18 protein-coding genes and 1 riboswitch are annotated in these 24,031 nt (G+C 40.5%); of the genes, 16 read left to right on the forward strand and 2 right to left on the reverse strand.

The window, feature by feature from the left end:
- Positions 1 to 91: 91 nt before the first annotated feature.
- Positions 92 to 1,939, reverse strand: a complete 1,848-nt coding sequence (gene ligD / locus QUF86_RS17425; RefSeq protein WP_289335012.1) for a DNA ligase D — start codon at positions 1,937 to 1,939, stop codon at positions 92 to 94.
- 149 nt (positions 1,940 to 2,088) lie between these two features.
- Here ligD and ku point away from each other — a divergent pair, with 149 nt between their 5' ends.
- The 14 genes from ku to QUF86_RS17495 all read left to right on the forward strand — a co-directional run bounded on the left by ku (position 2,089) and on the right by QUF86_RS17495 (position 21,938).
- On the forward strand, positions 2,089 to 2,931 hold the full coding sequence (ku, locus tag QUF86_RS17430) for a non-homologous end joining protein Ku (RefSeq protein ID WP_289316087.1): 843 nt from the start codon (positions 2,089 to 2,091) through the stop codon (positions 2,929 to 2,931).
- 507 nt (positions 2,932 to 3,438) lie between these two features.
- Positions 3,439 to 4,089, forward strand: a complete 651-nt coding sequence (locus QUF86_RS17435; protein WP_289316088.1) for an MOSC domain-containing protein — start codon at positions 3,439 to 3,441, stop codon at positions 4,087 to 4,089.
- A gap of 111 nt (positions 4,090 to 4,200) precedes the next feature.
- Positions 4,201 to 4,299, forward strand: a riboswitch (SAM riboswitch).
- Positions 4,300 to 4,402: 103 nt separating this feature from the next.
- Entirely contained in the window at positions 4,403 to 6,250 is a 1,848-nt protein-coding gene (locus tag QUF86_RS17440) for a bifunctional homocysteine S-methyltransferase/methylenetetrahydrofolate reductase (protein WP_289335013.1), read from the forward strand.
- Positions 6,243 to 9,692: a methionine synthase gene (metH, locus tag QUF86_RS17445; RefSeq protein ID WP_289335014.1), complete on the forward strand. Its 3,450-nt coding sequence runs from the start codon at positions 6,243 to 6,245 to the stop codon at positions 9,690 to 9,692. The genes QUF86_RS17440 and metH overlap by 8 nt, the downstream gene beginning before the upstream one ends.
- Before the next feature lie 102 nt (positions 9,693 to 9,794).
- Complete coding sequence (locus tag QUF86_RS17450; protein WP_289335015.1) at positions 9,795 to 10,562, forward strand: polysaccharide deacetylase family protein; 768 nt, start codon at positions 9,795 to 9,797, stop codon at positions 10,560 to 10,562.
- Between the two features lie 75 nt (positions 10,563 to 10,637).
- Positions 10,638 to 11,408, forward strand: a complete 771-nt coding sequence (locus QUF86_RS17455; RefSeq protein WP_289335016.1) for a dioxygenase family protein — start codon at positions 10,638 to 10,640, stop codon at positions 11,406 to 11,408.
- Between the two features lie 376 nt (positions 11,409 to 11,784).
- Positions 11,785 to 14,637: a 2-oxoglutarate dehydrogenase E1 component gene (locus QUF86_RS17460; RefSeq protein ID WP_289335017.1), complete on the forward strand. Its 2,853-nt coding sequence runs from the start codon at positions 11,785 to 11,787 to the stop codon at positions 14,635 to 14,637.
- Position 14,638: 1 nt separating this feature from the next.
- Complete coding sequence (gene odhB / locus QUF86_RS17465; protein ID WP_289316094.1) at positions 14,639 to 15,907, forward strand: 2-oxoglutarate dehydrogenase complex dihydrolipoyllysine-residue succinyltransferase; 1,269 nt, start codon at positions 14,639 to 14,641, stop codon at positions 15,905 to 15,907.
- 229 nt (positions 15,908 to 16,136) lie between these two features.
- On the forward strand, positions 16,137 to 16,889 hold the full coding sequence (locus QUF86_RS17470) for a DeoR/GlpR family DNA-binding transcription regulator (RefSeq protein ID WP_289316095.1): 753 nt from the start codon (positions 16,137 to 16,139) through the stop codon (positions 16,887 to 16,889).
- Positions 16,889 to 17,809, forward strand: a complete 921-nt coding sequence (pfkB, locus tag QUF86_RS17475) for a 1-phosphofructokinase (RefSeq protein ID WP_289335018.1) — start codon at positions 16,889 to 16,891, stop codon at positions 17,807 to 17,809. The genes QUF86_RS17470 and pfkB overlap by 1 nt, the downstream gene beginning before the upstream one ends.
- Positions 17,810 to 17,813: 4 nt before the next feature.
- Entirely contained in the window at positions 17,814 to 19,709 is a 1,896-nt protein-coding gene (locus QUF86_RS17480; protein WP_289335019.1) for a PTS fructose transporter subunit IIABC, read from the forward strand.
- Between the two features lie 504 nt (positions 19,710 to 20,213).
- Positions 20,214 to 20,618, forward strand: coding sequence for a secondary thiamine-phosphate synthase enzyme YjbQ (locus QUF86_RS17485; protein WP_289316099.1), 405 nt, complete (start codon positions 20,214 to 20,216; stop codon positions 20,616 to 20,618).
- Between the two features lie 39 nt (positions 20,619 to 20,657).
- Entirely contained in the window at positions 20,658 to 21,233 is a 576-nt protein-coding gene (locus tag QUF86_RS17490; protein WP_289335021.1) for a GNAT family N-acetyltransferase, read from the forward strand.
- A 105-nt stretch (positions 21,234 to 21,338) separates the two neighbouring features.
- The gene (locus tag QUF86_RS17495; RefSeq protein WP_289316101.1) at positions 21,339 to 21,938 is read left to right on the forward strand and encodes a cell wall hydrolase; all 600 of its coding nucleotides are present in this window, start codon (positions 21,339 to 21,341) and stop codon (positions 21,936 to 21,938) included.
- A 63-nt stretch (positions 21,939 to 22,001) separates the two neighbouring features.
- Here QUF86_RS17495 and QUF86_RS17500 read toward each other — a convergent pair whose 3' ends face one another.
- The gene (locus QUF86_RS17500) at positions 22,002 to 22,589 is read right to left on the reverse strand and encodes a DUF2087 domain-containing protein (protein ID WP_289316102.1); all 588 of its coding nucleotides are present in this window, start codon (positions 22,587 to 22,589) and stop codon (positions 22,002 to 22,004) included.
- Between the two features lie 153 nt (positions 22,590 to 22,742).
- Between QUF86_RS17500 and trhA the strand changes: the two genes are divergently transcribed.
- A complete protein-coding gene (gene trhA, locus QUF86_RS17505) occupies positions 22,743 to 23,387 on the forward strand; it encodes a PAQR family membrane homeostasis protein TrhA (protein ID WP_289316103.1) in 645 nt (214 codons plus the stop codon).
- Between the two features lie 119 nt (positions 23,388 to 23,506).
- Complete coding sequence (locus QUF86_RS17510; protein ID WP_289335022.1) at positions 23,507 to 23,992, forward strand: YusW family protein; 486 nt, start codon at positions 23,507 to 23,509, stop codon at positions 23,990 to 23,992.
- The last annotated feature ends 39 nt before the right edge of the window (positions 23,993 to 24,031 follow it).

Consider the following 24,031-nt stretch of genomic DNA (forward strand, 5'->3'; position numbering starts at 1 on the left):
CTGCGGGGAAAGCGGGTCCAAGGGAGACCCTAGAGGCGCACCCTACGTTCCAATCAACGTTCCATTTTACACTCCCTCAAAAAAAGACCAACTAGTTGTTGGTCTTTTTTTGTTTTAGGAATGACAATACTTCCAAAAAGGCCGGGCCATTATCGACAAGCCTGTAATCCATAAATGCACATCCGTTCCTTTTGATTCTGTTTGGTATGGTTTCAATCGTATAGTCCTTTAACTGGAGACTTTCGTCAACTTCCTCCCAAAACAAAGGTGTAGCCACACCCGCGAAAGAATTTCCTCGTGGGGAATAAGGCTGAATGATGGTTTTTCCTTCACTATGCTGCACAAAGTCCAAGTAAAGTCGGTCATGCCGATTTATTTTCATTCTTTCCGTTGTAAAATCATTTGGGTTGGAACTTGTTAAGTAGTCACCGAGAAAATCGGTGAATATGCGTGTCTCCTGATAAGTATATCTGTCTTCAGGCAGAGGGATGTGAATTTGCAGTCCTTTGTTACCTGAAGTTTTTACAAAAGCTTTTATCCTTAATGAGTCCATCACCTTTTTTATTTCCTGTGCGGCCTTTATAGCCAAGGAGAAAAATTCGATGGAAGGGGGATCTAAGTCCAGGACGATTTCATCGGGTCTTGTTTTTCCAGCTTTCTGAAATGGGGCATGGAATTCCAATGCCAGTTGATTGCCAAACCAAAGTAGCGTTTCAATATCGTTACACAGCATATACTCGATATCATCATCCATGAACGTTTTAATAAAGGCCGGCGCATAATCAGGCTTGTTTTTCTGGAAAAATCTTTCTTTATCCATAGTGCCATGAGGATAGCGGATAGTCGTAAGCAGTTTATCCTTCAAGAAGGGTAAGAAGAAAGCTGAAACCTCCCGTAAATAATGAAGGTATTCAACTTTTACCACCTGTTTTCCACCGGTTATCCAAAGTGGTTTATCCTTAGAGGTTATTTGTACAGTATCTGGAAATGTGTATTGGCCTATGACGAATTTCTCCCAGGTACATTCATCGGGGGCCGTTTGTAAAAGCCATTGCGAAAACTGAGGTTCACGCAATTCATTTTCCTCATAAACGTGTAAGAATTGAACTTCGATGCAAATGGATGGATGTATATAAAAAAATTGTGCGTCTTCGTCTGATGCATTTTGCTTGATCAGTTCATGCAATATCCCTTTATCTTGAGCGCTCAGTCCATTTTTAACACTTCCGATTTTCGTTACGGCACCTTCTTTGAAAACTGCGAGGGAAACGTAACCATTTTCTTTGTGCAATGCTGTAATGAAACAAGAGACGGTCTTCCAATTTTTCACCTTAATCCAAGATGTAGAACGTTTTCCTTCTTGCCAAGTTCCCCGAATTTCCTTGGCGACAACTCCTTCACCATCGAATAGGGTGACCTTTTTCAAGGCATCATCCAAAACGTCAAAACTTTCTATTAATTGGATCAAAGCCTTATCGTTGGGGTCAGGAGGCATAGGAAAGCCAAGTTCTTCACCAATACTCAACATGAATCTCCTTCGTTCTTCCATAGGTTTAGCTGCTATGTCCTTTCCGCTGATGCGAAGCAGGTCAAACGCTATAAACCGGCATGGGGAAAAATGAGCTTTTTCTGAAATTAAGGATTGTTTCCCAAGGCGTCCACGCCACTGTATTTGAAAAAAGTCCGCTTTTGCTTGATTGGTAAGCCAGACCAATTCACCGTCCAACTGCAGTGGGAGGTAATCTTCCAGGTCCAGATCTTTGATGTAAGCAATGATTTCTGGGAATAAGGGTGATAACTCCTTCTCATTTCGACTCGAGATGCTTATCGTATCGGAGTCTATCGTTAAAATTGCCCTAAAGCCGTCATATTTGATTTCATAACGCCAATCCTTGGAGTTAGGGGCTTCAGGGTAATAGGTTGGCAGCATCGGTTTCATTCTGTAATTACCTCCGCAAATAATTGATAACATTATTTTGCCAAAAAAACGAAGTGTTAGAGTTGGCAATTGTTTTTTCGGTTTTTTTTTAACAAAGGGGAATAATAAAATTGATTTTCTCTTTAAAAATAAGTTATGAGGTGACGAATATGCATACGATGTGGAAGGGGAGCATATCATTCGGTTTGGTGAACATTCCGATCAAACTTCATGCTGCAACGGAAGATAAGGATATATCTTTAAGGACGTTGCATAAGGAGTGTCATTCACCGATTAAATACGAAAAGATGTGTCCGGTTTGCCAAAAAGAAGTGGGAAAGGACGATATAGTCCGCGCTTTTGAATATACAAAGGGAAAGTTTGTTGTATTGGAAGACAGTGAACTAGAACAGCTAAAAAAACAAAATGAAGAAAAAGCAGTGGAAATCGTGGATTTCGTTAAAATTGAAGAAATAGATCCCATTTATTTCAACCGAAGTTATTATATGTCCCCTAATGACGGTGGGATAAAAGCTTATTCCCTTTTGAGGCAGGCCCTAAAGGAATCGAATAAGGTTGGGTTAGCGAAAATCATCATTCGCTCAAAAGAACAAATGGCGGTAATCCGAGTTGTTGATAATACCTTGGTGATGGAAACGATTCATTACCCGGATGAAGTACGCTCCACAGCGGATGTGCCGAATATTCCTGCCAACGATACCATTGTAAAAAAAGAAATCGATACGGCCGTGTTATTGATAGATCAATTAACGACTACTTTCGATCCGACAAAATATACCGATGACTATCGAACCGCTTTACTTGATTTGATTGAATCGAAGAAAACGGGACAAACGACGATTACAGCCAAAACAAAAGAGCCAGTTTCCAACAATGTAACCGATTTAATGGAGGCTTTACAGGCATCCATTGACCGAACGAAACATGATGAACCGGAAAAGAAAAAGACTACCCGAAAGAAAGCGGCACCGAAAAAAAAGAAACAAGCATAAACAGGAAGCTGAGCGGAAGACGCATGATGTCGCTCGGCTTTCTGCTTGTTTTAGCAAGGGATCTTGCCTTCTAATAAGGTAATGAAAGTGACTTAACAGGGAGAGAATTACATAGGGAAGGGATTACAAATAGGTAAGTGGATCACGATGTAAGGAACTGAATGGAATTAAAAGAAAATGATGGATGGAAATGAAGGCAAAAAAATTCGCTCCCTAAAGAGCGACAATGAGGAATTCAATCGTGAAAATCAACATATAGGCGAACGGTTGTAGTTTTCGACTATATATTGTGTTCATATTCTACCATATTTAATTCTGAAATAGCAACAAAATTACTGAAACTAACCTATGAATTTTTCTGGAAATCAATGATATTTCGCCAACTTGGGGCTTTTGCCCTTCTAAACTGCTATATTCCCATAAAAAACTACAGAACAAAATGGATTTTTAGTATAATTTATACATATATAATGATGATATAAATTAAATAAGAATGGAAGATGTAAAATGGAAAATGGAAAAATTGAATCGCTTCATGCCGGAAAGCCCAAACAGGAAAATTTTTCGAATATCGATATCTTTTCAGCGATGGATAAACAAGCAGTGGATGACGTGATAGTAACTAAATCAGGCATAATGGGTGATGGGGTAGGTAATGTAAAGTTCCATGGAGGTCCTGATCGGGCTTTGTGTTTTTACCCCTTTGAGCATTACTCATTATGGAATGAAAGATTCGCTAAAAAGCTAGATATCCCTGCATTCGGTGAAAATTTAACTGTAGCGGGGATGAGGGAAGAAACAACGTATATCGGTGATATTTATCAAATAGGCGAAGTGATTGTTCAAATTAATCAGGGGAGGATCCCTTGTTCGACCATTTCCCACTTCAATCAGGAACCTAAGTTTTTGGAATTCGTGCTGAAAACGAGTTACACTGGTTATTTTGCAAAAGTCATTCAAGAAGGAACGATAAAGAAACAAAACGAAATCGTGCTAATAGATCGTTTGCAAGAAAAAATTTCGGTTCATTATGCAACAGAGGTGATCCTACATAACCGAGATGGGCTGGAAGGCTCAAACGCGTTACTTACACTAGACTCGTTAGCGGAAGACTGGAAACAAAGGATAGTGAAGAGAGTTCAAGCTGCAAAAGAGTGAATGAATTTTGCAAAAGTGAAAAAAATGACGATCAGGTATTGAAATTGACAGATTATTAATGTAAATTAAATATAATCAAATTTTGAAATCTTGTGAAAATTATATAATTGGATCTTATCGAGAGAGGTGGAGGGACTGGCCCGAAGAAACCTCAGCAACCAGCTTAGGCAAAGGTGCTAAATCCAGCAAGCAGAGCTTGATAGATGAGGAGAATGTTTCAAAAGACCTTCTTCTTTGAGAAGGTTTTTTTTCTTTTCTCTCATACTCATATAAAACGACAAAAACAGGATTGTTTTTGAGAGAGGGTGTAATTATGAATTTTCGTAAAGAATTGAAAGAAAGAATGCTGGTTGGAGAAGGGGCAATGGGGACTTTACTGTACTCTTATGGCATCGATCAATGTTATGAGGAATTAAACTGCACGAACCCAGATCAAATAGAGTCCATCCACCGTGCCTATTTGGAAGCTGGTGCAGATATCCTTCAATCGAATACATATGGAGCCAATTTCAATAAATTGAAACGGCATGGACTTGAAGATGAAGTAAGCAGAATAAATCGCCAGGGAGTCATCCTTGCTAAAAAAGCGGCAAAAGGAAAGGCATATGTCTTCGGTACCATAGGGGCACAGCGGAGTATCAGGAAATCGGATTTAAGTATGGAAGAGATAAAGCGAGGTTTTCGTGAACAGCTATACAGTCTGTTGATGGAAAACCCGGATGGGATTCTCTTGGAAACATTTTATGACCTGGAAGAGCTGGAAACCGTTTTGCAAATCGTTAAAAATGAAACTGGACTGCCGATCATCGCAAATGTTTCGATGCATGAACTGGGAAATCTTCAAAATGGAATCCATTTAAATGAAGCCTTTCAAAAACTCGAGCAATTGGGTGCCGATGTTGTTGGGGTGAATTGCCGACTCGGTCCACATCATATGATTCGGGCCTTGGAAGAGGTGAGTTTGCCAAAGCAAGCGTCGATTGCCATTTACCCTAACGCCAGCCTTCCGGATTATGTGGATGGAAGGCTTGTCTATAAAGCTGTGCCGGAATATTTCGGCTCAAGTGCCCTAGACCTTCGTGAGCAAGGTGCCGCGATCATAGGAGGGTGCTGTGGAACGACTCCCCTGCATATTCAAGCTGTAAAGAATGCGATTGGAAGTTTGGCTCCAGTAAAAGAGAAATATACGAAAGCCCGTGAAATAGAAATAATTGAAGTGAACGATAGAGAATTGGAACTCCCTCTGTACGAAAAGGCCAAAACAGAAAGGACGATTCTTGTTGAACTTGATCCTCCGAAAAAGTTGGGAATAGAGAGTTTCATGACTGGTGCCGAGGTTTTGAAAAAAGCAGGGGTCGATTCCATTACATTGGCGGATAATTCACTTGCTTCACCAAGGATATCGAATGATGCACTGGCTAATTTGCTGAAGAACCAATTGAATGTAAAGCCGATGGTGCATATAACATGCCGGGATCGAAATTTAATTGGCCTGCAGTCACATTTAATGGGCCTGCAGACGGTTGGGCTGGATGAATTATTGATCATCACCGGAGATCCCTCTAAAATTGGGGACTTCCCGGGAGCCACTTCGGTTTATGATTTATCGTCGTTTGACCTAATAAGCATGGTCAAACAATTTAATGAAGGTCTATCCTATTCCGGTCAGAGTTTGGGCCAGCGGGCTAATTTTAAAATTGCCGCCGCTTTTAATCCCAATGTGAAATATTTGGATAAAGCCGTACAGAGAATGGAAAAGAAGATTGCCTGCGGTGCCCAATCCTTTTTGACACAGCCAATTTATTCAGTTGAGCAGATTGAAGAAGTTCATGAAGCTACAAAACATTTAGAAACCCCGGTTTTCGTCGGTATCATGCCATTGACAAGCACACGGAATGCCGAATTCATCCATAATGAGATCCCGGGCATCAAATTGCCGGATAATGTCAGGAGGGCCATGGCTTTAGCGGGGAATGACCCTGTAAAGTCAAGAATTGAAGGGGTGAATATCGCACGCGAGCTAGTCGACGCGGCAAGGGAAAAATTCAAGGGCATATATTTAATCACTCCGTTCCTTCGCTATGAAATGACGGCGGAACTTACGAAATATATTAGAAAAGTCGATAGTAAACATACATCAGAGGTGGCAGTACATGAATAAAAAAGCGATTCAAGATCAGTTGGATACTAAGATTCTCCTGCTCGATGGAGCGATGGGAACCATGCTTCAAGCGGAGAATTTAACAGCAGAGGACTTTGGCGGGGAACAATTCGAGGGTTGCAACGAGTATTTATCACTGACACAACCAGAAATCATCCAATCCATCCATGAAAAATATTTAGCAGCAGGTGCTGATATCATTGAAACAAATACCTTCGGAGCGACTAGCATCGTTCTTGAGGAATACCAAATAAGCACGATTGCCTACAAGCTTAATAAAATTTCAGCTGAGCTTGCCGTTAAAGCATGTGAAAAATATTCAAATGATGATTGGCCAAGATATGTAGCTGGCTCGATGGGGCCCACCACAAAAACGCTATCCGTAACAGGTGGAACGACTTTTGATATTTTAACCGATTCTTATAAAGAACAGGCACTCGGTCTTTTGGATGGCGGGGTAGACTTGTTATTGGTGGAAACCTGTCAGGATATGCTTAATGTCAAGGCAGCCTTTTCTGGAATAAAAGCAGCCTTCGCTAAATCAGGAAAAGATGTGCCTGTCATCATATCAGGTACGATCGAACCGATGGGGACGACACTTGCTGGCCAGTCGATAGAAGCTTTCTATTTATCGGTTGAACATATGAAGCCCGTGGCTGTCGGCCTGAATTGTGCAACAGGACCGGAATTCATGATAGACCATATCAGGACACTTGCAGATATAGCCAATAGCGCAATCAGTTGTTACCCGAATGCCGGGCTCCCGGATGAAGAGGGTCATTATCATGAGTCACCGACTTCCCTTGCAGAGAAAATGAAGCAATTTGCCGAAAAGGGATGGGTCAATATCATTGGGGGTTGTTGTGGTACTACGCCAGAGCATATTAAAGAACTTGTCAGGGTCCTTGAAGGCATTCAGCCTCGTACAATTACCGAATCAGCCCATGGGCATGCCGTATCAGGCATAGAGCCACTCATTTATGATGATTCAATGCGTCCTTTATTCGTAGGTGAGAGAACGAATGTTATCGGATCTCGAAAATTCAAGGAGCTGATTCGTGGAAAGCATTACGAGCCAGCTGCCGAAATTGCACGTGCCCAGGTAAAAAAAGGCGCCCATGTCATTGATATCTGTCTTGCTGATCCTGATGGGGATGAGCTTGGTGATATGAAGGAGTTCGTAGAAGAGGTCGTCAAAAAAGTGAAAGTCCCATTGGTCATCGATACTACAGATGAAGCCGTACTTGAACAAGCATTAAAACATTCACAAGGAAAATCCATCATTAATTCCATTAACCTTGAAGATGGTGAAGAGCGCTTTGAAAAAATAGTGCCATTCGTCCATCAATACGGGGCTGCCGTTGTCGTAGGAACCATTGATGAAATTGGGATGGCCGTCGATGCTGAGCGCAAATTGGAAGTGGCTACACGTTCTGTGGATTTGCTCGTAAATAAGTATGGACTAAACAAAAGTGACATCATTTTTGATCCGCTAGTATTTCCTGTAGGTACGGGTGATGAACAATATATCGGTTCTGCTTTAGAAACGGTGAAGGGAATTAAGGCAATCAAAGAAAAGTTTCCGGAATGCTTAACGATACTTGGCATATCGAATGTTTCATTCGGTCTGCCAGCGCGTGGAAGGGAAATTCTAAATGCCGTTTTCCTCTACCATTGTACAAAAGCCGGTCTCGATTATGCTATCGTGAATACGGAAAAGCTTGAACGTTTCGCTCTGATACCGGAAGATGAAGTGAAATTAGCTGAGGCACTCCTGTTTGAAACATCTACAGAAACTTTAGCGATCTTTACCGAGTTTTATCGTGGGAAAAAAGCGGAGAAGAAGGATAATGGTGTGATCCTGCCATTGGACGAACGATTAGGTAACTATATTATCGAAGGTACGAAAGAAGGATTGATTGATGATTTAAATAAAGCAATTGAACGCGGTGACAGCCCATTGGAAATCATCAATGGACCATTGATGGATGGAATGAGTGAAGTGGGTCGGTTATTTAATGACAACCAACTTATTGTCGCAGAAGTGCTTCAGAGTGCTGAAGCAATGAAGGCGGCTGTATCTCACCTTGAACCACTAATGGAAAACTCTGAAGATAGCGCCAAGAAAGGAAAGATCCTTTTAGCGACTGTCAAGGGAGATGTACATGATATCGGGAAAAACCTAGTGGATATCATACTGTCCAATAATGGCTATGAAGTCATTGATTTGGGTATCAAGGTCGCACCGCAACAAATCATTGAAGAGGTTCGAAAACATGAGCCAACCATCATTGGACTATCTGGATTACTTGTTAAATCAGCACAGCAAATGGTGTTAACTGCACAGGATTTAAGACAAGCGGGAATAGATACCCCCATTTTAGTGGGAGGGGCTGCTCTATCCCGTAAATTCACCGATTTTAAAATATCACCTGAATATGGAGGTCCGGTTTTATATTCCAAAGACGCGATGGATGGGTTGGCTGTAACGAATATTTTACATGACACTGACAAAAAAGTGGTCTACTTAGAAGAGTTAGTCCAGAAACGGGAAAAATCGAAAGCCAATGCCGCCATTGCTGCCACGATGGAAAAACCTGTTCGGAAGCAGTCCACAGCTGCTCCTTTGAGTGATGTACCTGTTAAAGAACCGCGTGATATCATGCGTCACGTTCTGAAAAACTATCCATTGGATGTCATCCAGCCGTACATTAATAGGCAAATGCTGATTGGACATCATTTGGGGCTAAAAGGTAAAGTTGCCGAATTGCTTAAGGAAGGCAATGAAAAAGCGGTGCAGCTGAATGCCCTCGTTGATGAATTGATCGAATTCTTAAAGACGGAACCGGACTACGGCTTGAATGCGATTTATCAATTTTTCCCTGCTCAAAGTGAAGGGGACAAGCTATTGGTTTACAACCCGGATAATCATAATGAGGTTTTGGAAACTTTTGAATTTCCTCGGCAAGATACGAATCCGCATCTTTGTTTAGCGGACTTCGCGAAACCGGTCTCCTCCGGGAAAATGGATTATGTTGGTTTCTTCCTTGTTACAGCCGGAAAAGGGATCAGGAAATGGGCAGAAAAACTAAAGCTTGAAGGTGATTTCTTGAAAAATCACGCCCTTCAATCGCTTGCTCTAGAAACAGCTGAAGGGTTTGCGGAAAGAATTCATCAATTAATGCGTGATGATTTAGGAATAAGCGATCCGATTGAAATGTCTATGAAAGAGCGGTTTGCCGCTAAGTACACCGGGCAAAGATTTTCATTTGGTTATCCAGCTTGTCCAAATCTGGAAGATCAGGAGAAACTATTCCGCTTGTTACAACCTCAAGATATTGGCGTTGAATTGACTGAAGGATGCATGATGGAACCTGAGGCTTCCGTATCAGCGATCGTTTTTGCACATCCTGAAGCTCGTTACTTTAATGTAGATCGATAAGCATATGGATAAGGCAGCGGTATTTTTTACCGCTGCCTTATTGCGCATGAAACCCCTTAATTGGTATATCTTAATGGTCAAAAGGAAGGGGATGCAACACCTATGAAGAATCTGCTTAAATTATTTCTTTCCATGACGATTTCTCTCATTATTATTTTGTTCGTGATGGATGTACAGTCCATTCAAGTACATGCAATGGTTCCCGAAGAGATGACACCGCTCCTAAAAAGTAAGGAAAATCAGAAAATCGCTTATTTGACTTTCGATGATGGACCATCTTTGAATACCATGGAGATATTGGATATTTTGGACCGCTACCATGTTAAGGCCACATTTTTCGTTAAAGGTAACGAAGAACCATACGCAAAGGAATGTTATCAGGAAATGGTTTCCCGCGGTCATGCGATTGGCCTTCATTCCTATACACATGATTATTCCATCGTTTATCGATCGACCGAGAGTTTCTTTCAAGATCTGAATAGGCTTGAAACCATGCTGCAAAAGGAGTTTGGGATAAAAAGCCGAATTGTACGCCTTCCTGGCGGCTCCAATAATCGACTTCGGCATCAGGCTGCAACTAAACCCATCATCAATGGAATCCTTCAACAACTAATGGAAAAAGGGTATATATACTTTGATTGGACCATTGATTCTACAGATGGCATCAGTCCATCAATAAGTGAACAACAAATCATTTCTTCCGTACAAAAAGGGACGAAAGATCAAAAGCATGTTAATATCTTATTGCATGATATCAATAGTATGAAAAATACAGTGAAAGCATTGCCTGATATAATCGAATTCCTTAAAAAAGAAGGGTATACCTTTGATACTATTGATGAGACAACCCCAAAAATACAATTTAATTGATGAACACAATGTTTATCTATAGTAAATTAAGGTATAGGGATAAGATATTACATTGCGAAAGGATTTATCGTTTCTATGATGCCATCATTGTTTTTATCACATGGAACGCCACTATTAGCTTTGGAAAAGAATAGCTACACTTCTTTTTTGAAGGATTATATTAAAGCTAAGGAAAAACCTGCTGCCATCGTTATTTTGTCAGCACATTGGGAAAGTGAAGATCAGATGATTTCCGCAGTAGGTAAGCATGAAGTCATTTATGATTTTGCAGGGTATCCTGAAGATATATTTCAGATAACATATCCTGCTCCGGGATGCCTTGAGCTGTCCGATCGAATTTTAACCCTATTGTCCAAGATAGGTGTATTGGGGGAACTTGATGAAAGGCGCCCCCTAGACCATGGGGCATGGGGGCTTTTGCACATCATGTATCCCGAAGCGGACATCCCGATCGTATCCATGTCCATTAGCCCTGACCTGCCATTGGACAAGCAGTATGAAATCGGGAGAACATTGAGGGAATTAAAGGAAAGTAATGTACTGATAATCGGGAGCGGTGGAATTGTCCATAATTTCACCTATATTCAGAAGGATATGCATGTTGCAGAAGGATGGGCAATCAACTTTGAGAACTGGGTCGAAGAGAAAATCATCAAATGGGATTTGGAATCTTTGTTTAATTATGAAAAAATCGCTCCCTATAGTAGAGATGCTGTGCCTTCCAAAGAGCATTTCATTCCATTGGTCATCGCAATGGGGTCAGGAGATGACAAAAAAAAAGCAGCTCTCCTGCACAGGAGCTTTCAATATGGCAATCTGAGTTTAACAGCTTGGAAGTTTGATTGAGCTGAAAGGGTTTTCAAACTAGTTAAATTTACCTGAAAAATAATCATTATACAAAAATACAAAAATCTTTTTTTAGCAAAAAAAGGACTTAAATGAGCAAAAAAGTCAATTAAAAGCGTATTTTGACGAATTAAACAGAAATATAGTTTAAAAAAGGTTGCATAAAGTGGTTTAACCTTTGGATATTTCGACAAAAACATGTTAATATAACATCTGAAAACGTTTTATCCTTTAAAATTTTATTATTCGATAACCAAAGTTATTTATTATATATCTTATATAAATCATATATTTGGGGAAAATTTAGAAGAAAGAAATTTGGGGATGGATAAAACGAAATGAAAAAAATTATGAGAAAAATTTGGGGGTTTACAAAATGACCATCAATGATTCTAAGGTATACGACCAATGGAAAGCTTTTTCAGGTCCAAACCTTGGGTATGTCATGGAGCAATACGATTTATTTCTAGCCAACCCGGAAGAAGTGGATCCGGAACTGAAAAACTTTTTTGAAGTAGCAGGTCCTCCTTCATTCGATGTATCGGCAGAAACAACGATTGAAAGTGCACCAACTGTACAAACTGGAGAAGTTCTTCCAATGAAGAAAATTATGTCTGCAGTAAAGTTAGCTGAAAATATCCGTGCATACGGACATCTTGCTGCAAATATTTATCCTTTAAAAGAAGAAGCTCTAGACACGGAACAAATTCACTTTGAAAAATATGGATTGACTGCAGATGATTTAAGGAAAATACCGGCTGACTTTATTTGTCCAGAATCACCTGAAGACGTGAAAGACGGATACGAAGCCGTTCAATACCTAAAACAACTCTATACAAAAACGATAGCCTTTGAATTTCACCATGTTAATGACTTGGAAGAAAAGCAATGGCTTACTGATATGGTCGAATCCGGAAACATGTTCCCGGAAGTGGCTAAAGAGAAAAAAGAACTATTACTTAAACGATTGAATGAAGTTGAAGGTTTCGAGAAATTCCTTCACCGCACATATGTAGGTCAAAAGCGTTTCTCAATTGAAGGACTGGATGCTTTGGTTCCGATATTAGATGAAATGATTTCACAAACTGTTCAAAATGGAACGGGGAATGTGAATATTGCAATGGCTCACCGAGGACGTTTGAATGTGCTTGCACATGTATTAGGTAAGCCTTATGAGGTAATTTTCTCTGAATTCCAACATTCACCAAATAAAGATTTGGTTCCTTCCGAAGGTTCAACAGGCATTAACAATGGATGGACTGGCGATGTTAAATACCATTTAGGTCTGGATAAACAGATTACTAAAGCTAACATACAAAAAGCAAGGATAACACTTGCGAATAACCCAAGTCACTTGGAAGTAGTCGGTCCAATCGTGGAAGGGTATTCTCGTGCGGCGCAAGAAGACCGTTCAGAAAAAGGATTCCCGGTTCAAGATATTTCCAAATCTCTTGCAATCCTGATTCATGGTGATGCAGCATTCCCAGGTGAAGGCATTGTACCGGAAACGTTTAACTTAAGCCGTTTACGCGGTTATCAAGTTGGCGGCGCTATCCATATCATCGCCAATAACATGATCGGTTTTACAACGGAAAGTGAAGATTCACGTTCAACCTTATATGCTAGTGATTTAGCAAAAGGCTTTGAAGTGCCGATCGTGCATGTGAATGCAGATGATCCAGAGGCATGTATGGCTGCTGTTAACCTTGCTAACCTATATCGTGAAAAATACAACAAGGATTTCTTGATCGACCTGATCGGTTACAGACGTTTCGGCCATAACGAAATGGATGAGCCATTGGTGACTCAACCTGAAATGTATGCATTAATCCATAAGCACCCAACCGTTAAAGAGCTTTATGGAAAAAAATTGATTCAATCTGGCGAGTTCACTGAAGCTGAAGTTAAAGCAATTGCTGAACAAGTGGATACAAGGCTTGCAGATGCATATGCGAAAATTTCCGGAAATAAACCGGAAGCTTCTAAAGAATGTAATCCCCCTGGGATTATTGAAAAAGGACTTCCAGCCATTGAAACGGCAGTTCCGAAACAAGAACTGGTTTCAATTAACGAAGAACTTGTTAAGTGGCCGGAAGGATTCACTCCTAATAAAAAATTAGGAAAGATTTTATCACGTCGCTTGGATTCCTTTGGTGCAGACGGAAAAATTGATTGGGCTCATGCTGAGACACTTGCATTTGCATCCATATTGAGTGACGGTACTCCAATCCGTTTGACAGGACAAGATTCAGAGCGTGGAACATTCGCACAACGTAATATCATGTTACATGACAGTGTTAACGGAAAAACATATTCACCACTTCACACACTTGATACTGCTAAAGCTTCTTTCGCTGTTCATAACAGCCCGCTTACTGAAACGGCAGTTCTTGCTTATGAATATGGTTATAATGTATTTGCACCTGAGACACTTGTATTATGGGAAGGCCAATTCGGTGACTTCGCTAATACAGCACAAGTTATCTTTGACCAATTCATCGCTGCTGGCCGTGCGAAGTGGGGTCAAAAATCAGGTCTTGTCATGCTGCTTCCACACGGTTATGAAGGACAAGGACCAGAGCACTCAAGTGCACGTCTGGAACGTTTCCTTCAATTGGCGGCTGAAAACAACTGGACAGTTGCTAACTTAAGTTCAGCGGCTCAATACTTCCATATCCTTAGAAGACAAGCTAAGATTTTGGATCAAGAGCAAGTACGTCCGCTTGTCATCATGACACCGAAGAGTATGCTTCGAAATCAAGTGATGGCTTCAACAGCTGAAGAATTCAGTGAAGGCACTTTTGAACCATTTGTAGAAACCAAAGCTTTGGGCAAAAAACCTAAATCGGTTGAACGCATTGTTTTTGCTTCAGGTAAATTGGCGGTTGAACTTCGTGAAAAAGCGGCAACTGAAAAAAATACGGATTGGTTGCAAATCATCAGTGTCGAAGAAATTTATCCATTCCCGTTCACTGGTGTTCAAGAAGCTTTGAAAAAATATACAAATCTAAAAGAAATCTTCTGGGCTCAAGAAGAACCTAAGAACATGGGGGCTTGGACATTCGTTGAACCTCGCCTTAATGCAGCGGCTCCTGGTAATCTTTCAGTAACATATATAGGAAGGAAACGCAGATCAAGCCCGGCTGAGGGAGATCCACTTGTCCATAAAAATGAACAACAACGGATTATGACTCAAGCAATTACACGCAATAATGAGGGGGAGAAATAAAATGGCTGAAGTAAAAGTACCTGAATTAGCAGAATCAATTTCTGAAGGATCTATTGCGCAATGGTTAAAACAACCCGGTGATCACGTTGAAAAAGGAGAATATGTCCTTGAACTTGAAACGGATAAAGTAAACGTGGAAATCATTTCAGATTATACGGGTACACTTTCGGAACATTTAGCAGAAGAAGGCGATACTGTCCAAGTTGGACAGGCTATCGCTATCGTTGATGAAAATGGATCAGCTGCAGCAGCTCCAAAAGCGGAAGCTCCTAAGGCTGAAGAAGCTAAAGCAGAACCAGCTAAAGCAGAACCAGCATCTCCTGCTAAAGAGGCTCCTAAAGCTGAAACGAAAGAAGCATCATCCACTCAACAAGTTATTGCTTCACCAGCTGCAAGAAAATTGGCTCGTGAAAAAGGAATTGACTTGACTCAAGTGCCTGTAGCCGACCCACTAGGTCGTGTACGTGTACAAGACGTAGAAGCGGCAAGCAATGCACCTGTGGTACCTGCGGCAGCTCCAAAACAAGCTCCTGCAGCTAAACAAGCAGCAGCTCCTGTTGAAGTGAATGATGATCGCATTGAAGTGGTTAAGATGACGCGCCGTCGTCAAACCATTGCCAAACGTCTAGTTCAAGTACAATCCGAAGCAGCCATGCTTACTACTTTTAACGAAGTCGATCTTTCAGCAGTCATGGAATTGCGTAGCCGCCATAAAGATTCTTTCGTGAAAACAAATGATGTAAAACTTGGTTTCATGTCATTCTTCACTAAAGCGGTCATTGGCGCATTGAAAAAATATCCGTTATTGAATGCAGAAATAAAAGGCGACCATATCCTGAAAAAGAACTTTTATGATATCGGTGTTGCCGTATCCACTGATGAAGGTTTAGTCGTTCCGGTGGTAAGGGATGCTGACCGCAAAAGCTTTGCTGAAATCGAAAAGAACATTTCGGATTTAGCTGTTAAAGCGCGGAACAACAAACTAGGACTTTCCGATTTATCTGGTGGTACTTTCACCATCACAAACGGAGGGACTTTCGGTTCCCTATTATCTACGCCAATCTTGAATGCCCCTCAAGTTGGTATCTTGGGCATGCATACAATCAAGACGCGTCCAATCGCTGTTGGAGATCAAATCGAAAACAGACCAATGATGTACCTTGCATTATCTTATGATCACCGTATCGTTGACGGAAAAGAAGCGGTTGGTTTCTTAGTAGCTATCAAAGATATGCTGGAAGATCCAGAACAACTTTTACTTCAAGGATAATAATAATAAAAACCCCATGTCAAATGACATGGGGTTTTTTTGTATGTAGAGGTTTAATTGAAAGGCATATTTTCATAGAACAAAAGATTGGGAGAAATGAAAAGTTTTTAACTCAATTATGAATGTTTTTGAAGGTATTTTTGAATGAATTTGAATATTTTTAAACGTTTGTGATTGATTATTACTTCATTTTCATATATGATGATGATATTAAAGTGAGGTGGGCGGATTGTTGACAACAGAAAGACATCAGATCATCTTATCGATCCTTAAAGAACAAGGAACGATAAAGCTGCAGGAGCTGGTAGATCAGTTACAAGCCTCGGAGTCGACCATTCGGAGAGATTTAGTGCAACTCGAAGAAATGAAGCTCTTGAAACGCGTGCATGGCGGGGCCTCTTTACTTCAAAGAAAAGGCCTTGAACCAACAACTATGGAAAAGCAAAACAAAGCGAAAGCCGAAAAACACCTTATAGCAAAGCTGGCGTCTTCATTCATAGAGAAAAATGATTGTATATATCTTGATGCAGGCACGACTACTGCCGAAATGATTCCTTTTTTAAAGGATAAAAATATAACGGTCCTGACAAATGGTCTAATGCATATTCCAAAACTTATCGAATTGGAAATCAAAACAGTGTTAGTGGGCGGAACGATAAAATTCTCGACAAATGCGGTTATAGGAAGCAATGCTGTGCAATTTTTGAATGAATACCGTTTTGATAAATGTTTCTTGGGAATGAACGGCATCCACCAAGAACTGGGTTTCACAACACCCGATCCAGAAGAAGCACTACTGAAAAAGATGGCATTACGCCTGTCCAACGAAACCTACGTACTTGCTGATAGTTCAAAATTGAATGAAGCCACTTTCGCAAAGGTTGCAGATGTAAGCGATGCCATAATCCTGACTGACAGCAATGATGAAGAGGCTGTTGCTCAACTCCATAAAAATCCAAAGGTAAAGGTCGTGACCATTTAATGATTTATACAGTGACACTCAACCCATCCATCGATTATCTGGTCGAGGTGGAGAGTTTTCAAATGGGCAAGGTGAATAGAACCAGTTATGATGCAAAATTCCCTGGAGGGAAAGGGATCAATGTTTCCCGAGTGCTTAAAAGGCTTGGAAATAGTACGACAGCTTTAGGATTCATCGGTGGACAAACAGGTGAATTTGTAAAAAGGTTTTTAAGACAGGAAGAGATTTTCACGGACTTTACAGAGATAGCTGGAGATACAAGAATAAACATTAAATTGAAAACAGGGATGGAGACCGAAATAAATAGCCAAGGGCCAGTCATTTCAAAAGGGAATTATCAACAATTATTTAGTCAGATTGAACAGTTGAATAATAATGATATCCTTATTTTGTCAGGAAGCATCCCTTCAAGCGTTCCTTCGGATGTATACGAAGCCATGGCAAGGTCTTGTTCCCATAACGGCATTAAAGTGGTGGTGGATACGAGTGGCAAGGGATTAATGAATGTTCTTCCACACCAGCCATTTTTAATAAAGCCTAATCACCATGAACTGGGTGAGCTTTTTTCTACCGAAATCAGAACGGTTGATGATGCTAGAGAATATGGCGCTAAATTGATTGAAGCAGGAGCACAAAACGTTATTGTTTCAATGGCAGGACAAGGTGCCGTGCTTTGCTCCGGAAGAGAGTCATATTCCGCAAATGTACCAAAAGGAAATGTCATCAACTCAGTTGGTGCCGGTGATTCCATGGTCGCAGGTTTCATCGGGACATATGAAAAGACAGGGGATATTCTATCAGCTTTCCGCTTCAGTCTTGCAGCAGGAAGTGCTACAGCCTTTTCATCCGATCTCGGTACATTGGATAAAATTGAAGAGTTATTACCGCAAATTGCTATCAATCAACTAACAGGAGGCTGACTCTATGAAAATTACAGACTTGTTAAAATTGGATACAATCATAATCAATCTGCAAAGTGCTACAAAGCAAGCGGTCATTGATGAACTATCAGGGAAGTTAGCCGAGGCAGACAGGTTAAACGATTTGGAGGGTTTCAAAGCGGCCATCTTAAAACGTGAAGAGCAAAGCACAACAGGGATTGGTGAAGGGATAGCCATTCCACACGCAAAAACAAATGCAGTAAGGATACCTGCCATCTGTTTCGGGAAATCGGTCAGTGGTGTGGATTATGAATCGCTGGATGGGCAGCCAGCTCATTTGTTCTTTATGATTGCAGCAAGTGAAGGAGCGAATGCAGATCACTTGGAAACCCTTTCCCGGCTTTCTTCATTACTGATGGATGATAAATTCAGAGCCCGATTGATTTCTGCTTCTTCAGGTGAAGAAGTGTTAGAGATAATCAATCAAAAAGAAATGGAAGCCGATGAAGAAGTAAGAGAAGAGGAGCAAACAAGTAACTCTTCCAGTGACAGTGGTAACAGTAAAGGTAAAATCCTTGCCGTTACAGCCTGCCCAACAGGAATAGCCCATACTTATATGGCGGCTGATGCGTTAAAGGCCAAAGCGAAGGAAATGGGTATCGATTTCAAAGTGGAAACAAATGGTTCCACAGGAATCAAAAATGGTTTAACCGCCGCAGAAATTGATGAGGCGGATGCGATTATCGTTGCAGCTGATAAACAGGTGGAAATGGATCGTTTTAATGGAAAACATGTCATTATTGTCCCTGTTGCCCATGGGATCCGGAAGACCGAGGAGCTGTTAAACAGAGCCTTGAATCAGGATGCCCCTGTTTACAAAGGAACAGGAAATGATAAAAGTGATGAAGGTGATTCAGCAAAAGGAGGGTTGGGGATTTACAAGCACTTAATGAATGGCGTAAGTAATATGCTTCCATTTGTCGTCGGGGGCGGTATCTTGATTGCGCTTTCTTTCTTTTTTGGAATCGAGGCAGCCGATCCGGCAAATCCTGATTATAATCCCATTGCCAAAGCATTAAGTGATATTGGCGGGGGAAATGGTGCCTTCTTCTTGCTTGTCCCTGTACTCGCAGGATTCATTGCTTCAAGTATAGCCGACCGTCCAGGTTTTGCCCCTGGTATGGTAGGGGGATTATTGGCAGCACAGGCTAATGCCGGTTTTCTTGGCGGACTGATAGCCGGTTTCCTTGCAGGTTATGTAGTCTTACTTTTAAGAAAGTTGTTTTCCAAGTTACCGCACACACTCGATGGCATTAAACCAGTTTTACTATATCCTGTATTCGGTATGTTAATTACAGGATTGATCATGATATTTCTAGTAAATGAACCAGTAACCGCAATAAACATGGGACTGACCAATTGGCTGCAGGGGTTATCAGGCACGAACGCAATATTCCTTGGGTTGATCCTTGGGGGTATGATGGCTGTGGATATGGGCGGACCTCTAAATAAGGCAGCATTCACCTTCGGGATTGCAGCCATTGAGGCATCAAGTTTCGGACCGCATGCTGCAGTAATGGCTGGTGGAATGGTTCCTCCTTTGGGAATCGCATTTGCAACTACATTCTTTAAAAGTAAATTCAGTGAAATGGAAAGAAAATCAGGGTTCACTAATTACTTCATGGGTGCTTCATTCATTACAGAGGGAGCCATTCCTTTTGCGGCGGCGGATCCATTACGCGTTATCGTCAGCAGTGTTGTAGGGGCAGCGACAGCAGGAGCCCTGTCAATGGCTTTTAGTGTAACTCTGCCAGCACCGCATGGAGGGATTTTTGTCATCCCCCTTGTCAACCATCCTTTTCGCTATTTGCTGGCCATTTTAATAGGGTCCCTCATTACCGCATTAATATTGGGGTTCTGGAAAAAGAAGCAAAAATAATACTCCTATCTAAAGGCGGGTCCGATTACTGGACCCGCTTTTATTATAACCATTCCAAAATTTCTTTCAGGTTAAAATACGGCTCGCACCAGGTAACCTTTCCGCTTCTGTAAATGAAATATGATGTTGTTTAAAGTCTATAAGATTTTTAACTTCAAGCGTTGGATGGGCTTTTCTCGCGTAAATGAACTGATCTCCCGTTCCGACATGAGTTTTTCTGATTTGACTTTAAGGCAGCATGCTTTTCCACTTTCCCGACCATTAGAAACTCAGTGAAAAACTTCCTTGAACGGTCTTCGTTATTTTTGGGAGATGCTAATTGAAAATGATCGAGTCCATCTTTCTTTTCCCCTTTGGTTCCTTCCTTTTATATCCAATATTAAAATGGTAGAATCAATTGCCATCGATGGTTTTGTTTATCATTGATTCTTGAATCGTTTATTAAAGCATGAAAGTAATGTTTATGGGTAAAGGATACTAAAATGAACAAAGGAGTGAATATGCATGCTGAAGAAAAACACCTTAAAAACGACAAAAAGGGATGATATGATTGATGTTACGACTGAAGTACAGGCATTCATCATGGAGAATGGGATTCAAGAGGGCATAGCTCTTATTTATTGTCCACACACGACTGCAGGAATCACGATTAATGAAAATGCAGATCCCGATGTAAAAAAAGATATGCTTAGAAGATTGGATGAGCAATACCCATGGAATCATACATTGGATTTACATATGGAAGGAAATACTGCTGCCCATTTAAAATCAAGTACGGTTGGTTCTTCACAACAGGTGATTATCCACAAAGGGAGCTTAATCCTTGGTACCTGGCAGGGAGTGTATTTTTGTGAATTCGATGGTCCTAGAGAAAGGCAATATTTTATTAAATTATGTGTCGATAGGTAAAATGGCAGGTATAGCAACGATAAAGTGGGAGGAAGCGGATTGGAAGATGTTTGGATTGAAGGAAGCAGAGTAATATTGAGGAATGTTAAACAAGCAGACTTAAAACGTTTATGGAGCCTGAAATATGGAGAACTCAATCCAGAATGGAAAAAGTGGGATGCACCCTATTTTCCCCTTGAACTCATTGATTTCCATACGTATATCGATAAAGAAACGAAGCACCGAACCTATGATGAAAAGATGGGGGCTTATTCCGAGCTATTAATGGAAAAAAACGATCAAATAATAGGTTCTGTTGTATATTACTGGGAACATGAACCATCACGTTGGCTGGAAATAGGGATTACGATTTTTGATCCCAAGTATTGGAATGGCGGTTATGGAACAGAAGCGATAATGATGTTCATAGGCTATTTATTCGAAAATCTGGAGATTGAACGGGTCGGACTGACGACTTGGTCAGGTAATGAACGTATGATGGCAGTTGGAGAAAAGGTAGGCATGCAAGTTGAAGGTAGGATGAGAAAATGCCGTTATTATGATGGTCATTATTATGATTCAATCAGAATGGGAATACTACGTGAAGAATGGGAATCTTTAAAATTTCGAAGTTAATTGACCCGTGAAAATTTTTCCTTTATTTCCTTGGAAAAAATTTAGCACTGTTTTCTCCTATATGGTCTGTTATCCTTGGAAGATGCTTAACGAGGAGGTTACAGGATGAAATTATCAGTATTAATAACCGTGATAATGACTCTAAGTGTCATCGTACTTGGGATAGCTTTTCCTAAGGGAACGACCAGTATAGCTTCTGATGGAGCAACCAAACATGTCATTAAACAAGGTGAATCGATATGGGATGTTGCGAAGCAGTATGGTGTCCCAATCAAAAAGTTAAAAGAAGTCAATAATAATGTAAATAATGTTGCCGAGCCTGGTAAAACATTGATTATTCCACATGTAATGAATGAAAAAGATAAAGAATTATTAGCAAGACTTGTGCATGCAGAAGCCAAAGGGGAGCCCTACAGAGGGAAGGTCGAGGTTGCAGGAGTAGTTTTGAATCGCCTTGATAGCAATGAATTCCCTGATACGGTCCGAGAAGTGATATATCAAAAAAATCAATTTTCGCCCGTTGGTGATGGCAGTATAAACAAAGCAGCCGGAAAAGATGCCAAAAAAGCTGTCAATGAAGCCTTGGCGATTCATGGCTACACAAATGATGCCTTGTATTTTTGGAATCCTAGCATTTCGGACAGCGAATGGATGAAACAATTGGACGTAATCAAAATCATCGGCGGCCACCATTTTGCCATATAAACGACATGAAAAGAACCGGCTCACCAACTAAGGGAGGCCGGTTTTTTATGTATAAACTTTCCCTTAAACGATATCAGCCCACATCTCACGGGGATTCAGTTCATAAATGCTGTTTTCTCGGTACATGATGCTTCCGATAATCAGTTCACGTCTAATCGTTGCATAATCATCATGGAATGACTGGATGAATTCATTCAGTTCTTTTTCTGGATATTTTCGCCCTTTTTCCAAAAGTCCGGCAATATGATGAAGAACGATCAGTTTCTTTTTTCTCTGTGCTGGTATGGTTTTCAATCGGCCATCTGGTGTCAAGAAGTTTGCAAGGATCTTTTTGTGCTCCATAATCATTTTTTGATTTTCCATTTTATTGGATTCCCCCTTATTTGAAACCATTTTAGGTAATGCTGAAGAATAATGCTCCAGGACATCTTCATTCAAAAAATAATATACCGTATTTTTCTCCCTTCGATCCTTCACTAAATTAATGTCCTTCAATTTCGTTAAATGGTGTGAAATGGTCGGTGCTGTCAATTTTAATATTCCTGCAAGTGCCTGTCCGTGTTTTGGACCGTTTGCCAGAATGGATATAATCCTGATCCTGGTCACATCACCAATCGTTTTGTGGAAAGCGACCAATTTTTCTAATTGCATTATTATCCCTCCTAGTTAGACCACTATCTAATTAGATGATAATCTAATTGGTGGATGATAATCAAGTTTATATTCACTTTTCTATATTGCTTTGAATATTTGATGTATAATTTAGGTTAATGCTAAAAGTTTTTTATCTTAAGGAGCTGTAACATGGCTAATACACATGTTTATACAAAAAAAGAAGAAGTGGTCAATGCGATAACCCACGGTGTCGGTGTTTTGTTGAGTATCGCCGCTCTTGTGTTTTTAATAATCTTCTCAGTCCAAAAAGGTTCGCCTTGGCATGTAGTCATTTCAGTCATTTATGGAGTTTCCATGCTTCTTTTATATGTTTCATCCACTTTAGTGCATAGTTTTCCAGAAGGGAAAACGAAGGATATATTTGAAATCTTTGATCATTCAGCCATATATATATTCATTGCAGGAACATACACGCCCATCATGCTTCTGGTGATTCAAGGATCACTAGGCTGGACACTGCTAGGAATTATTTGGGGAGTTGCAATCATTGGCGTCGTCTTCAAAGCTTTCTATGTGAAAAAGTTCCTTTTCCTTTCGACGATTCTCTATATTGCGATGGGGTGGATGATCGTTATCGTATGGGGCCCGCTCTCGGCAACCTTGCCCACAGCTGGTATCCATTTACTGATTGCAGGGGGCTTGCTTTATACGTTTGGAGCTATCTTTTATGTTTGGCGCGCTTTTCCGTTTCATCACGCCGTTTGGCATGTATTCGTGCTTGGGGGTTCTGTCACTCACTTTTTTGCTGTATTGTTTTATATCCTTCCACTATGATCAATTTTAACGATTCTTTAATTTGGTCGATCTTATGATATTTGAATGTTTCTTGAAGTTTTAAATGCCCCCTTTTAGTAAATAAATAAGGTATACAAACTACGAAGGAGGAAAGATCAATGAAAAAAACAATCAAATTATTATCAGTACCGTTTGCCGCTATGCTTGTTTTGGCTGGCTGCGGGGAAGAAAACGATGAAGTGAAAAACCCGCCGGTTCAGGAAAATGAAAATCAAGCGGAAACAAATCCTGAAACAGGAACTGAAAATAATGAAAAATTGCCTTTCACTTATAAGGATTTTCAATTAGAAGTGGATTATAAGGGCAATGATAACGAATACGAAGCCGAATTTGATACCATGGGAGCTCAAACAGAAGCTTCGATCGAGGACAAGCTAAACAAACATGAAGTTTATGGTGATGAAGCAATGAAAGAATTAACACCGATTTTAGAAAAATTGACATTCACCAAAGATTCAACAGAGGAAGAAGTCATTCAAGAAGTGACAAAAGCTTTTGATTTGAAGGATGACTATCAAGAGTTCGATTTAGAGGTCGTTTTCGATGACGGTACGAAAAAAGAATATAAAGTGAATAATAAGTAATTGAATCATGTTACTATATTCTTTATTAAGGAATTAAAT

Source organism: Peribacillus sp. NJ11, from assembly GCF_030348405.1.
Lineage (GTDB): Bacteria > Bacillota > Bacilli > Bacillales > DSM-1321 > Peribacillus.